Raw genomic sequence first — 14,312 nt, forward strand, 5'->3', positions numbered from 1 at the left:
CCTGCCTTTACGAGAGGCTCCATGGCCGCGCGGGCTTCCGCGCTGACGGTCGGCGCGAAAGGCGGCTGAACGGGAGAGGCCGCCACCCGGTCAGTTCCCGAACCGGTAGCCGATCCGCACCCCGTACATCCGCGGTTCGGTATAGGTCAGTCCGACCATGCCCGACGACTGCGCATATTGGTCGAGCACGCCGACCGGCTTCGCCTCGTTGGTGATATTGTTGGCGAACAGCGTCAGGTCGATCGGGCGCCCCCCGATGTCCTTGAGCCCAATGCTGCCGTTGAGCACACCATAAGCAGGCAGGAAGTTGTAGAAACTGCTGTTGGTTTGCGCTGTCGAGACCCGGCTCTGGCGGGCATAGTTGACCGCCAGTACCAGATCGCCCGCGCTGCCCAGCGACGTCTCGTACGAGCCGCCGACCGAAATCTTGTGCTTGGGCGTATAGGGGAAGGGCGCGCCGTTGAGGATCGCTCCGGCGCTTCCGTCGGCAACCTCGGTATAGCGCGCGTCGATATAGGAGTAGCTGCCGTTCAGCGTCAGCCCCTTTACCGGGACGACCGCGAGGTTGAACTCGACGCCCTGGATCTTGCCTTTCGCCGCGCTGCGCGTGACGTTGAGCAGCACCGGCCCGCTCGGTGTATCGACCGCCTCTGCCGTGGTGCGCTGGATATTGTCATAGATGCCGCGATAGGCCGCGACGTTGGCGCGAACATCGACATTGCCGAGCGAGAATTGCGACTTCAGCCCGACCTCGATGTCGGACAGCCGTTCGGGCTTGTAGGTGCGGAACTGCGAACCGACCGGCACCGGGCCGTTGACGCCGCCAGACTTATAGGCGTCGCGCGCGGTGACATAGACGTGGACGCCCGGCGTCACATCATAATCGAGCGTCGCGGTATAGCTTGGATAGTCGCTGTCGACCGAACCCGAGACTTCGGGCGGTCCACCGATGGTCTGCGCCGTGAAGCTATGCTCCCAGGTGTAGCGGAGGCCGCCGGTGACGCTGAGCCCGGTGAGTGCCGGGGAAAGCTTGCCGAGATCGACCGTCGCCTGCCCGAATATCGCCTCGCTTTTGTTCGTCTGGGTGAAGAAGCCCGAGATTGTCGGAACGAGCGTCCCGATCGGGAAGAAGATATATGTTTCGATTCCTGCAGGATCGCTCCAGCTCTGCCGGTCGAGATAACCGCCGACCGAGAAATCGACCGCATCGTCGAACAGCTTACCCTGTAGTTGCAATTCCTCGGTGAAGAAATTGGGGGCTACGGTCGGGATGCGTCCGGTCTGCCCGGCGATCGGGAACGGCATCGCATCATAATCATAGCCGTAAATGGTACGCAGTTCGGAATAGCTGATGATGTTGCGCAGCTTGATATTGTCGCTGAGCTGCACCGACGCCTGGTTGATCACCTGCCAATATTTCGTCTCCGAAAACTGGTCGAGGTCATAGGATACGCGGCGCGGGCCGCGTGCCTGCTGCTCGGCGACCGCGGTGAGCACACCTGGGTAGAAGGCGGCGACCGGAAGGAACCCCAATCCCAATGCTGTGGCGTCGAACCCCGCGGCGGGATTATACGCACCGAGCACGGTGCCGCCGCCATTATTGTCCGAATGATAATAGCGCAGCATCGTATAGAGTTCGACATTGTCGGTCGGCGCCAGCGTCAGCCCGAAGCGGAAGCTTTCGTACGAGAGATTGTCGTAATCCTTGCCCTCGAAAAAGGGGCCGACATCCTTGGTATAGCCGTCGCGGCGTCCGACCTCGCCGGCGACGCGCAGCATCACGCGGCCTGGAACGATCGGCGTGTTGAGCGCACCCTCGATCCGGCGGTCGTTATAATTTCCTAGCTGGACGCGGACATAGCCTTCGAACTCGTCCTTCGGCTTGACGGGCTCGAACAGGATGTTGCCGCCCGTCGCATTCTTGCCGAACAATGTGCCCTGCGGTCCCGCCAGGACCTGGATATTGGCCATGTCGAAATAGGTCCCGACGCGGCCGTCGACGTTCACGCTGTTCGGGACTTCCGCGAAATAATTGACGACGCCGGGGGTCGATCCGAACGCCGGCCCCTGGCCGCGAAGCGCGAAATAGGCGAACTCGCGTGGGTAGCCGCCGCTGATCGTGAACAGCGAAGGCGTATTGTCGGCCAGCGAGGTGCGGTCGGTAACGCCCTTCTGCTCGAGCGCTTCGTCGGTGAAGGCGGTGACCGCGATCGGCACGCTTTGCAGATTCTCTTCGCGGCGGCGGGCAGTGACGATGATGTCGCCAAGGCCGCTGTCGTCGCTGGTGGCGGTTTCGTCGGCCGGCGGCGTTTCGGTCTGCGCAAAGGCGGCGGCGGGCAGCAGGCTCGCGCTGCTCGCGAGTGCAAGCAGAAAGGCGGAACGCATCGAAATCATCACTTCCCTCCCAAAGGATAGCCGGATTCGTCCGGTCGATGATGCGAATGCGTGAAAATGTTATCGATGTCAATAGGGCTTGCGCGATCTACGGGAAAGGCTATCACTAGGGATGATTTCTAAGTGCTATCGATAACATAAAGTGGATCGAATGAGAGAGGCGGGATGCAGGTGGATGGGATGAGCGACGCCGAGCAATTTGGGCCATGGGTCAGTGACGCGGCGAAGGCGCGGTTCGGCGCTTTCCTTCGGGAATCGGCTACGCCGTCTGACCTCGCTGATGCGCGGCCCTTTTTCCGCGACTATAACCAGCGTCTACTCGACAAGGCGCAGGCGAAATACACCGTAGATATCGACGAGCGCGAGATTGCGGGTGTGAAGGTCTATGAGGTCGCTCCGACCGGCGGCGCGGCGGATGCGCCGGTGCTGCTGTGCCTTCATGGCGGCGGGTTCATGTGGGGCGAAGGGCCGGGTGCGCTGCTGGAGGCTGTCCCGATCGCGGCGGTTTCCGGGATGCGTGTGCTTGCCATCGACTATCGGCTTGCGCCCGAGCATGTCTATCCCGCCGCTGTCGACGATGTCGTCGCAGTGTATCGCGCGCTGATCGAAACGGTCGAACCGGTGAAGATCGGTATATATGGCTGTTCGGCGGGCGCGGTACTGACGACGCAGGCGGTCGCGCGATTTCTTCATGACGGACTGCCTACGCCGGGCGCAATCGGCATCTTCCATGGCGCGCCGGTTCCATTCGCAGGCGACGCAGCGCTGGCCCAGGCGCTGTTCGACCCGCGGGCTGGGACGGGTGCTGCGCCGAAGGTTGAGGAGCTTCCCTATTTTTGGGGCGCGGATCTTGCCGATCCGCTTGTGCTGTCGGCCGAACACCCCGGAACGCTGGCTGGATTCCCGCCGAGCTTACTCATCTCGGCGACGCGCGATTTCGCCGCCAGCGCCGTGTCGGTCATGCATCGCCGCCTGCTCGCGGCGGGCGTCGATGCCAGCTTTGTCCTGTTCGACGGCCTCTGGCACGCGCATCACATGGACGTCGACTTGCCCGAGTCGGTCGAAACTTACGGGATCATCGCCGGTTTCTTCCGCAAACACCTTGGTTAGCGACTGGTCTCGCGCGCAATAAGCTCGACGGGAAGCGCCTGTGCCGTGATGGATGCGTTGCCCTCGATCAGTGCGATCACGGCATGGGCCAGTGCATGGCCGGCCTCGGCGCCGTCCTGACGGATCGAACTGATCGACGGGCGATGCACGCTCGCGATCGGCGCATCGTCAAAACCGACGATCGAGACGTCGCCTGGGACCGAGAGCCCGCGTCCCGACAGTGCGTCGCAGGCGCCGGCGGCGATGAAATCGCTTGCGGCAAAGAGCGCGTCGAACGCTGTTCCGGCGTCGAGCGCGCTGCGTACCGCCCCCGCGCCGCCCTCGGCGGTGAAGGGGCAGGGCAGGGCGCCGACCAGCCGCGCCTCGCTGGATGCCAGCGCTTCGCGAAACCCTTCCAGCCGTGCTGCGATTTCGGGGTGCTGGATATCGCCAAGGAACAGCAGGCGCGTGGCGCCCCGTGTGACAAGATGTTCGGCGGCGAGTTTGCCTCCCATGCGATTGTCGCTGCCGACGACCTTTGCGCTGACGCCGGGGACGGGCTCGCCCCAGACGACGATCGGCAAGTTCATTGCAGAGACCTGCGTCACGCGGTGCGCGCCTTCGCCCTGGCCCAGCATGACGGCGCCATCGGCGCCGACCGCGCTCGACGACAGGAAATGCTCATTGGTGGTCAGCAAGGTCGAATAGCCAGCCGGGGTCAGCGTTTCGAGCAGGCCGCCGATGATCGAGAGGATGAGCGGGTCGGTGTGCGACTGGCGGCCTGGGTCGATCTGGTCGATCACCACCGCGATGGTCCGGGTTTCGCGCGTGCGCAGGCTGCGCGCCGCGACATTCATCCGGTAACCGACCTCGTTCGCGACCTTCACGATGCGCTCGCGGACTTCGGGACGGACAAGGTTGCTGCCGCGTAGCGCGCGCGACACGGTGATTTTCGAGACGCCGGCAAGCGTCGCGACCATTTCCATGGTCGGGCGTTCGTCCTTGCCGATCTTGCCCATGATTGAACGTCCCCCGAAAATCCGAAACCCTATGTAGCCGCGAAGTAGCGGCGGACCAGCCCTCCGATCAAGTCATTGGCGGCTGCGACGGCGGGAATTGTGATCGGCAGGAACTGGAAGCCGTGCGGCAGGCCCTGCAGGCGGCGGGCCAGCGTTTCGACGCCCGCCCGGACCAGCGCGGCGGCATAATATTCGCCGTCGTCGCGCAGCGGATCTTCCGAGGCGGTGAGAATGATCGCCGGGGCAAGGCCGGCGTGGCTGTCGGCGCGGAGCGGCGAAGCGAGCGGATCGGACTCTGGAACATCGCCGAGATAATATTCGCGGCATGCATCGAGATAGGTTTTCGACAGGCCGGGTGCCGCGATTTCGGTGAACGACGGCAGCGAGAAGCTCATGTCGGTCGCGGGATGGATCAACAACTGGAACAGCGGCTGCGGCTTGCCTTCGTCGCGCAGGCGCAGCGTAACGGCAGCGGTCAGATTGCCGCCCGCGCTTTCGCCGCCGAGCGCGATACGATGGGGGTCGCATCCCAGGTCGGCCGCCGACCGGCGCGCCCAGTCGAGCGCGGTCATCGCATCGTCCAGACCTGCCGGGAATTTATGCTCGGGCGCCAGCCGATAACCGACGCCAAGCACCGCGCAGCCGCTCGCCGCAGCGAGGTGGCGCGTCATCGCGTCATGCGTGTCGAGATCGCCGAACATCCATCCCCCGCCATGCAGGAAGACAAGCAGCGGCAACGGGGTATCCGATGCGGGGCGATAGAGGCGGACCGGCACACCGTCGGCGTCAAAGCCCTCGACATGATCAATGTCGGTCCCGGGCATTGCTGCCCCCATCATCGCCATATGCGCGCGCATCATCGGAATGATCTCGGGGCTCAGCGGCGGCATGTCCTGCGGTTGGCCCATAGCGGCCGCGATATCGGGATCGAGCATGATATTCCTTTCTATGATATCGATATCAATTGTTGCTTCCCATGTCCAACGCGGATTGGAGCGATCGGTAAAGCTGGGGTGCTCGAACAACGACCTATGTGCTCACCGGCAATGGCGATCATGCGCGGACTTTGCTGTTAGCCCGCCCTTGCTTCAGTCGAGAATCGGCCATTTTTCGAATGTGAACATTCTCGAACAGCTTAACATAGGTTGGAGAGCCAGAAATTGGCGGCTTATCGAGCATATTGGCCATGCAACTTATGGCGGAGATAGACGTTTCCGGGCGTGTGGCGAGTATAGGGGAAAATTTTTCTTAGTAATCTAAATAAATCCACTTTGGTGTATAATGTTGGATTTTTGTTCTCATTTTGGGGAGTTGTTAACTTTTTTGGACCCTAATTAGACTGTAGGCGACAATAACTTAGGAAACGGGACCAGTTTCAACAGCTCATCTTGGGAGGTTTGAGAATGGCGCAGGGCAAAATAGTCGATTATGTATTGATCGATAAAGCATCCGGGCGCCAAATATCGTCTTCAGGAAATCGAATAGACTTAAAATCTCCCATGATCGTGAAGCTATTTTCACGACGCGATGACGTGCAAGAGATTGTTCGTGACGGAGATAGCCTCCTAATACGTTTCGACAACGGCGATTCGCTAACCATCGACCATTTCTTTACGCACGACGGCGCCCTGTCCAACAATCTCGTTTTCGAAGATCGCAATAGTGGCGCGCTTTGGGAATGGTTGCCGAGCGAAGCGGGCGGTGACGGCCTGGTTCCGCTGCAATCGATCGAATCCCTGCTGGTCGCGGAGGAAAATCATTCAATCGTGCCGATCCTTCTCGGAGCGGGCGCGATCGCCGGCCTGGCAGCCGTTGCGGCTGGCGGTGGCGGTGGTGGCGGCAGCGACGGTCCCGGAAATGGAAACACCGCCAATAGGGCACCCGTTGCGGTAGACGATGCGGCCAGCGCGACCGAAGACACGCCCTTCAGTTCGACAGTTCGGCTCGTGGCCAACGACACCGATGCCGACGGTGACACGCTGACCGTGGTTGCCGGAACCTTTGCGACGGCGCGGGGCGGCAGCGTAACGATCAATGCCGACGGCAGCTATACCTATACGCCGGCCCCCAATTTCAGCGGCACGGACAGCTTCGACTACACCGTAAACGATGGCCGCGGCGGAAGCGACATGGGTACCGTGACGCTGACGGTCGCTGGAGTGAATGATGCGCCCACAGCGGGCGCGGACTCCGCGACGACGCCCGAAGATACGCCGGTCGTGATCGACATTCTGGCCAATGACAGCGATGCCGACGGCAATGTCCTGGCGGTGACCGCCGCGAGCGCGACAAACGGCACGGTGACGATCGATCCGGTAACCGGCGCGCTGACCTACACGCCCAACCCCGACTTCAACGGTAGTGACACGATCACATACACGGTCGGCGATGGCGCAGGGGGCACGACTACCGGTACTGTTACCGTTACCGTTTCGCCGGTCGCCGACGCGCCAGTGGCGGGCGCCGATACGGCGTCGACAGACGAGGATACGCCGGTCGTGATCGACGTCCTCGCCAATGACAGCGATGCTGAGGGTGATCCGCTGACGGTCACCGCTGCCACCGCCACGAACGGCACAGTGACGATCGATCCGGTAACCGGCGCGCTGACCTACACGCCGAATCCCAACTTCAACGGCAACGACACCATCACTTATACGGTAAGCGACGGCACTGGAGAGGCGAGCACCGGGACGGTCGCGGTAACAGTGTCTCCCGTCGCGGATGCGCCGCTCGCGATCGATGATGTGGCGACGGTGACGGAAGACACGCCGTTCAGTTCGGTGATCAGCCTCATCGCAAATGACATTGATAGCGATGGCGATACCTTGACCGCTGTCGCCGGCACCTTTGCAACGGCACAGGGCGGAAGCGTAACCATCGCGGCGGACGGCAGCTATGTCTATACGCCGGCGGCGAACTTCAACGGCAGCGACAGCTTTACCTATACCGTGACCGACGGCGCGTTCACGGACACCGGGACGGTCACGCTGACGGTCACGGCCGTGAACGACGTCCCGGCCGCAGGCGCTGACGCGGCATCGACGGCCGAAGACACACCGGTGGTCATCGACGTCCTTGCCAATGACAGCGACGCCGAGGGTGATCCGCTGACGGTCACCACAGCCACCGCGACGAACGGCACGGTGACGATCGATCCGGTCACGGGGGCGCTTACCTATACTCCCAATGCGAACTTTAGCGGCAGCGACACGATCACCTACACGGTGAGCGACGGCACTGGCGGCACGGGCACGGGGACAGTCGCAGTGACGGTGTCGCCGGTCGATGACGGGCCGGTCGCGGTCGATGACGCGGTGACGGTGACGGAGGACACGCCATTTACCTCGGTGGTCAGCCTGATTGCAAACGACACCGACGGGGATGGCGACGTGTTGACGGCGGTGGCGGGCACTTTCGCGACCGCGCAGGGCGGCAGCGTCACGATCGCGGCGGATGGAAGCTATGTCTATACGCCGGCGGCGAACTTCAACGGCGCCGATAGCTTCATCTATACCGTGACCGACGGCGCACTGACCGACACCGGCACCGTGACGCTGAACGTGACGGCGGTGAATGACACACCATCCGCGGGCGCGGATACCGCGTCGACGGCCGAAGACACGACCGTAGTCATCGACGTGCTGGCCAACGACAGCGACGCCGATGGTGATCCGCTGACGGTGACCGCGGCCAGCGCGACAAATGGTGTGGTGGCGATCGATCCGGTGACGGGCGCACTGACCTATACCCCCAATGCGAACTTCAGCGGCAGCGACACGATCACCTACACGGTGAGCGACGGGGCAGGCGGCACGGGCACGGGAACAGTCGCGGTGACCGTATCGCCGGTCGCAGACGGGCCGGTTGCGGTCGACGACGCGGCGACGGTGGTGGAGGACACGCCGTTCAGCTCGGCAATCAGCCTGATCGCGAACGACACCGACGGGGACGGCGATGCGTTGACGGCGGTGGCCGGGACTTTCGCGACCACGCAGGGTGGCAGCGTCACGATCGCGGCAGACGGAAGTTATGTCTATACGCCGGCGGCGAACTTCAACGGCACCGACAGCTTCATCTATACGGTGACTGACGGGGCGTTGACCGACACTGGGACGGTGACATTGACGATCACCTCAGTGAATGACGTTCCGGTGGCAGGCGCCGATACCGCGTCTACCGCAGAAGATACGCCAATCATTATCAACGTTCTGGCGAACGACAGCGATGCCGATGGCGATCCGCTGACGGTGACCGCCGCCACCGCGACGAACGGTACCGTTACGATCGACCCGGTGACGGGCGCGCTGACCTATACGCCCAATCCCAATTTCAACGGCAGCGACACGATCAGCTATACGGTGAGCGATGGCACGGGAACGAGCGCCGGCACCGTCGCAGTGACGGTTTCGCCTGTGGCTGATGCACCGGTCGCCGTCGACGACGTGGCGACCGTCACCGAAGACACGCCGTTCAGTTCGATCGTCAGCCTGATTGCGAACGATACTGACGGTGACGGCAATGCGTTGACCGCCGTCGCCGGCACCTTTGCGACGGCTGAGGGTGGCAGCGTGACGATCGCGGCGGACGGCAGCTATGTCTACACCCCGGCGGCTAACTTCAACGGCACCGACAGCTTCCTCTATACGGTGACTGATGGTGCCCTGACCGACACCGGCAGGGTGACCTTGACCGTCACTGCGGTGAACGACGTTCCGGTCGCCGGGGCCGATACCGCCGCGACGGCCGAGGACACGCCGGTGGTAATCGACGTCCTCGCCAATGACAGCGACGCCGACGGCGACTCGCTCACCGTCACGGTCGCGACGGCAGTCAACGGGACCGTCACCATCGACCCCCTCACGGGTGCGCTCACCTATACGCCCGACACAGGTTTCAGCGGCACCGATACGATCAGCTACACTTTGAGCGACGGGGCGGGCGGAACGGCTGGTGGGGCGGTGATCGTGGTCGTATCGGCAGGCGCCGCTGCGCCGGTCGCCGTCGATGATACCGTAAGCGCGACGGAAGATACGCCTTTCGTTTCAACCGTCAGCCTGATCGCCAATGACACGGACAGCAACGGCGATGCCTTGACGGCCGTCGCCGGCACCTTTGCGACGGCTGAGGGCGGCAGTGTCACGATCGCGGCGGACGGCAGCTATACCTATACACCGGCGTCGAACTTCAGTGGCACCGACAGTTTCATCTATACCGTCACCGATGGCGTTCTGACCGACACGGGCACGGTGACGTTGACCGTGGCGGGAGTGAACGACAGTCCGGCGGCGGGCGCCGACACCGCATCCACGGCCGAAGATGTGCCCGTCGTGATCGACGTTCTGGCGAACGACAGCGATGCCGATGGCGACCCGCTGACCGTCACGGCCGCCACCGCGACGAACGGAACCGTCTCGATCGATCCGGTGACGGGCGCTCTCACCTATACGCCCAATGCGAATTTCAGCGGCAGCGACACGATTACCTATACCGTGAGCGACGGCGCAGGCGGAACGACGAGCAGTACGGTCGCGGTCATAGTCTCGCCGGTCGCAGATTCGCCGGTGGCGGTCGATGATGCGGCGACGGTCACGGAGGATACGCCCTTCAGTTCGGTGGTCAGCCTGATCGCCAACGACACGGATGCCGATGGCGACACGCTGACGGCGGTCGCCGGGACCTTCGCGACCGTTCAGGGTGGTAGCGTGACGATCGCGGCAGACGGCAGCTATGTCTATACCCCGGCCCCGAACTTCAACGGCACCGACAGCTTCATTTATACGGTGACCGACGGTGCGCTGACCGATACCGGCACCGTGACGTTGACGGTCACGGCGGTGAACGACGCACCGGTGGCAGGTGCTGACACTGCATCGACGGCGGAAGATACGCCCGTCGTGATCGACGTTCTGGCGAACGACAACGATCCCGAAGGCGCCCCGCTGACGGTCACGGCTGCCACGGCGCTGAACGGGACGGTGGCGATTGATCCCGTCACTGGCGCATTGACCTACACGCCCAACGCGAACTTCAGCGGCAGCGACACCATCACTTATACCGTGAGCGATGGCGTGGGCGGCACTAGTGGCGGAACGGTCGCGGTAACCGTCTCGCCGGTCGCGGATGCGCCGGTTGCGGTGGATGACGTGGCGACGGTGACGGAGGATACGCCCTTCAGTTCGGTGGTCAGCCTGATCGCCAACGACACGGATGCCGACGGCGATATATTGTCCGCGGTGGCCGGGACTTTCGCGACCACGCAGGGTGGCAGCGTCACGATCGCGGCGAACGGGAGTTACGTTTATACCCCGGCAGCGAACTTCAACGGCACCGACAGCTTTATTTACACCGTAACCGACGGTGCGCTGACCGACACCGGCACCGTGACGCTGACCGTCACGGCGGTGAACGACGCGCCCGTGGCGGGTGCCGACACTGCGTCGACCGCCGAAGACACGCCGGTGACGATCAATGTTCTGGCCAATGACAGCGATGCCGACGGTGACCCGCTTACGGTCACGGCCGCCACCGCGACGAACGGAACCGTCTCGATCGATCCGGTAACAGGTGTGCTGACCTACACGCCCAATGCGAATTTCAATGGCAGTGATACGATCAGCTATACGATAAGCGATGGCCATGGCGGCACCGCTTCTGCGTCCGTGGCCGTTGTCGTCGCTCCGGTGAATGATGCGCCGATTGTGGTCAACGCCGCTGCCGGCGTCGCTGAATCGGGCCTTCCCGGCGGTCTGCTCGACGGCGGGTCTGTCCCGGCGCCGACAAGAGCGACGGGGACGATGACGCTGTCGGATGTGGACGGATCGGTCACGAGCGTTGCGGTGACCGGCCCGACTGGCCTGACTTCCAACGGCGTGCCGATCGCCTGGGCGGGCAGCTTTGCGGGCGGCGTTTATACGCTCACCGGAACGGCCGGCGGCGCCACCGTCGCGGTGCTCACCCTCGGCACGTCGGGCGCATATAGCTTCGATCTCGCGCGCCCGATCGATCACCAGGCCGCCGGCCAAGATCTGCTGGCGCTGGGCTTCGTCGTCACGGCGACCGACAATGGCGGTGCCTCGTCGAATGGCCTGCTCACGGTCGAAGTCCGCGACGATGGGCCGGTGGCGCAGCCTGCCGATCATTTTGTGGTCGGCGTGCCCGGTCAGGCGTCCGGCGACCTGGTCGTCGGCTATGGCGCCGATGGCGGCCATGTCCAGTCCATCACCGTGGGCACCTACACGCTGACGTTCGACCCCGACGCAGACGCCGTCACGGGGGCGGGCACGCTGGGCACCGTCGCCAGTTGGAGCTTCGACCCTGCGAGCGACCAGCTCCTGATCAATACGACGGCGGGCGAAACGATTGCCGTCGACATGATGACCGGCGCATATCAATATGCGGCGCTCGCAACCGCAGCTTCTCAAGCCCAGGCGCCGGTGGTTAACGTCAATGCATCGGCGAGCTTGCTTGGCTTGGTCAACGCCGACGCGCTGGATCTGATCGGCATCGGCACCGACCAGATGCTGACCGCGGTCGATGCGAACAACAATATTTCACAAGTGCAAATTCGTGCGGAAGCGCTGTTGGGTGCCGGGCTTAGCCTCGGAACCAATGCGGGCTATCACCTCGCCTGGTCGGCGGCGATGGCGGCCGAGTTCGGCCTCACTGTCGTCGAGACCAACAATATTTTCGCGCTCACCATCGGCATCCCGCCGCTGGCGGTGAGCGTCAATACGCAGTCCTTCTCGGCGCTGTTGATAACATCGGCCAACGGGCAGCCGATCGACAATTTGCGCCTGAATGAATTTCTTGCGACGGTCTATGTTCAGCAAAGCGGCGGCCTAAATCTCGCCGCGCTGAACCTCCTGCCGACCATTTCGATAACGGCGACCGATACGTCGGGGGCCACCGCCACGGATTCCGACAGGGACCTCTTGGGAACGAGCCTGCTCGATCCCGCAAATGATCCTGCGGGCGTTACGGAGGGTACTGCCGCCCCCAACACGCTGACCGGGACAGCCGAGGATGAACGTCTCTACGGCTATGCCGGCGCCGATAATCTGAGCGGCGGCGGCGGCAATGACCTGCTACGCGGCGGGCTTGGCAACGATGTATTGAACGGCGGTGCGGGCAACGACATCATCGTCGGCGGTCGCGGCAACGACACGCTGACGGGCGGCACCGGCAGCGACCGCTTCATCTGGGAGGTGGGTGATCAGGGGACCGTCGGCGCGCCCGCGCAAGACGTGATCGCCGACTTCAACGGCGCGCCGGCCAGCGCCGGCGGTGACATCATCAACCTCGCGGGCATTCTCCAGGGCGAAGCGGCGATAGGCAATATTTCGGGCAATCTTGCCAATTATATCCATGTCGCCGTTGCCGGCGGGAACACGATCATCTCGCTCAGTTCGAGCGGCGGCTTCGCGGGCGGCTTCAATGCCGCGCTGGCGGACCAGCAGATCCAGTTGTCGGGCGTCGATCTCGTCGGCGGGCTGACCTCGCAGTCGGAGATTATCGGCAGACTGCTTGCGGGCGGCAACCTGGTGGTCGACCAGGCGACCAGTTCGGCGCAGGCGAACAGCCTGACCACGATCGGGGCCGTCATCGCCGACAATGACGGGGACACCGCGTCAACATCGGTATCGTTCGACAGCCGCACCCCGACGGTCACGCCGGGCAACCGCGCGCCGATCGCGCAGGCGACCGATGTCGACCTCCTCGGACTTGTCGGTCTGAGCGCGCTCGACATCATCGACCTCAGCCGGCAGGCGATCGTGGCATTCGATCCCGACGACAATCTGCAACAGGTGGTCGTTTCCTATGCCGCACTCGTCAGCCTCAATCTGGCTGATGCGGAACTGACCGTTTCGAACGCCTTGGCGGCCGAACTCGGACTGTCCGTGTCGGTCGTGAACACGGCGGGCATATTGGGGGTCGTTGGCCCGACCTCGACATTGACGATCACCTCGGCCGACGGGCGAGTTATCGACAATTTCGCGGTGAACCAGTTGCTGGCGACGATGCAGTTGGAGTCGGGCGTCAACCTGCTGGCCCTTTTGCCGCCGGCCAGTCTCGACGTCAGCCTGCTCGGAAGTTTCAGGGTAACCGCGACCGATTCTGACGGTGCGATCGATACCGACCTGATCTCGACCCTCGCAAATGCCGATGTTCTCCAGGGGCTGCTCGGCGCGGGTGGCAGCCCCGACATCGTCGAAGGTACGTCGGCCAACGACACTCTTACGGGGACGCCGGCCGGGTCGATATTCGAACGGCTCTATGGATATGAAGGCGACGACACGCTCGATGGCGGCACCGGCAATGATCTTCTGATGGGCGGTGCCGGCAATGACACGCTCAATGGCGGGGTCGGCAACGACATATTGATCGACGGCAACGGCGCCGACATCTTTAACGGCGGTGCCGGCAACGACATCATCCTGCTGTCGGGCCTCAATTTCCTGTCGATCAACGGCAATGCCGATTTCGACACGCTGGTGCTCGATGGCATCGATCTGGCTCTCGGCGGGTCCAGCAATATCTCCAATATCGAGCGCATCGATCTTGGCTATGACGACGACAGCAATGTGCTCGATATTTCGGAGGCCGGCATATTGGCCGCAACCGGCGGGGGCGTCTTGCAGGTCACCGGCGACAGCAACGATATCGTCAATCTGAACGGCGCGTGGGTCGTGGGCGCAAGCCAGACCATCGGCGGCACGATTTACGACCAATATATGCTGAACGGCGCGACCGTCCTGATCGAGCAGGGCGTCCACGTCATTGCGTAGCCTCTCCGTATCCCCCCTGGCT

Annotated in this window: 5 protein-coding genes; 2 read left to right on the forward strand and 3 right to left on the reverse strand. The window is 63.2% G+C overall.

Annotated features, from left to right (window positions below):
• Positions 1-90 precede the first annotated feature (90 nt).
• Complete coding sequence (locus KEC45_RS03455; protein WP_062183106.1) at positions 91-2,394, reverse strand: TonB-dependent receptor; 2,304 nt, start codon at positions 2,392-2,394, stop codon at positions 91-93.
• Between the two features lie 180 nt (positions 2,395-2,574).
• On the opposite strand from KEC45_RS03455, the gene KEC45_RS03460 reads away from it, so the two are divergent.
• On the forward strand, positions 2,575-3,504 hold the full coding sequence (locus tag KEC45_RS03460) for an alpha/beta hydrolase (protein WP_193749183.1): 930 nt from the start codon (positions 2,575-2,577) through the stop codon (positions 3,502-3,504).
• Here KEC45_RS03460 and KEC45_RS03465 read toward each other — a convergent pair.
• Together KEC45_RS03465 and KEC45_RS03470 are read right to left on the reverse strand one after the other, a co-directional pair.
• A complete protein-coding gene (locus tag KEC45_RS03465; RefSeq protein WP_062183100.1) occupies positions 3,501-4,502 on the reverse strand; it encodes a LacI family DNA-binding transcriptional regulator in 1,002 nt (333 codons plus the stop codon). The two genes, KEC45_RS03460 and KEC45_RS03465, sit on opposite strands and share 4 nt — an antisense overlap.
• A gap of 29 nt (positions 4,503-4,531) precedes the next feature.
• Positions 4,532-5,437, reverse strand: coding sequence for an alpha/beta hydrolase (locus tag KEC45_RS03470; RefSeq protein ID WP_062183096.1), 906 nt, complete (start codon positions 5,435-5,437; stop codon positions 4,532-4,534).
• A gap of 468 nt (positions 5,438-5,905) precedes the next feature.
• Here KEC45_RS03470 and KEC45_RS03475 point away from each other — a divergent pair, with 468 nt between their 5' ends.
• Positions 5,906-14,290 (forward strand): Ig-like domain-containing protein, encoded by an 8,385-nt coding sequence (locus KEC45_RS03475; protein ID WP_252171490.1) that lies wholly within the window; start codon positions 5,906-5,908, stop codon positions 14,288-14,290.
• Positions 14,291-14,312: the final 22 nt, after the last annotated feature.

This window comes from Sphingopyxis sp. USTB-05 (assembly GCF_023822045.1).
Classification (GTDB): domain Bacteria; phylum Pseudomonadota; class Alphaproteobacteria; order Sphingomonadales; family Sphingomonadaceae; genus Sphingopyxis.

Excerpts from the sequence above, each read along its gene's own strand:
- KEC45_RS03455 (WP_062183106.1), bottom strand. The coding sequence starts at position 2,394 with ATGATTTCGATGCGTTCCGCCTTTCTGCTTGCACTCGCGAGCAGCGCG.
- KEC45_RS03460 (WP_193749183.1), top strand. The coding sequence starts at position 2,575 with ATGAGCGACGCCGAGCAATTTGGGCCATGGGTCAGTGACGCGGCGAAG.
- KEC45_RS03465 (WP_062183100.1), bottom strand. The coding sequence starts at position 4,502 with ATGGGCAAGATCGGCAAGGACGAACGCCCGACCATGGAAATGGTCGCG.
- KEC45_RS03470 (WP_062183096.1), bottom strand. The coding sequence starts at position 5,437 with ATGCTCGATCCCGATATCGCGGCCGCTATGGGCCAACCGCAGGACATG.
- KEC45_RS03475 (WP_252171490.1), top strand. The coding sequence starts at position 5,906 with ATGGCGCAGGGCAAAATAGTCGATTATGTATTGATCGATAAAGCATCC.